The sequence below is a fragment of the Wenzhouxiangella sp. YN1 genome (assembly GCF_056324145.1).
On sequence record NZ_JBJNIO010000045.1, the window covers coordinates 1 to 333 of the forward strand.

Genomic DNA, 333 nt, shown 5'->3' on the forward strand with positions numbered 1-333 from the left:
AAGGAGAACGCTGGCCTGGCCTGTCACCTGTTCCGCGAGGTCCTGTCGAGGCGGGCCATCGAGCCCGATCAGCTGATCGTCCACCAGGATCGCGGCTCGCCGATGATCGCGCACAGCTTCGGTGATCTGTTGTCCGACCTAGGCGTTGAGCGCAGCTTCTCGAGGCCGAGAGTCAGCAACGACAACCCGTTCAGCGAAAGGTAAGCGTTCATTCCCGACCGTTACTGGTCGATCCACTGCACGTCTGATACAAGCGGCTTGCTGGCGAAGTGCTCTTTCCACAGCCTGGGCGTGAGCTGCTCGACTTTGCTGGCCGGGTGCTGACCTACGCGC

At 61.9% G+C, this 333-nt stretch carries 1 pseudogene; it reads left to right on the top strand.

From position 1 onward, the window contains the following. Nucleotides 1-204 (top strand): annotated as a pseudogene (locus tag ACEWQZ_RS00120) (IS3 family transposase); the annotation flags it as partial. Nucleotides 205-333: the final 129 nt, after the last annotated feature.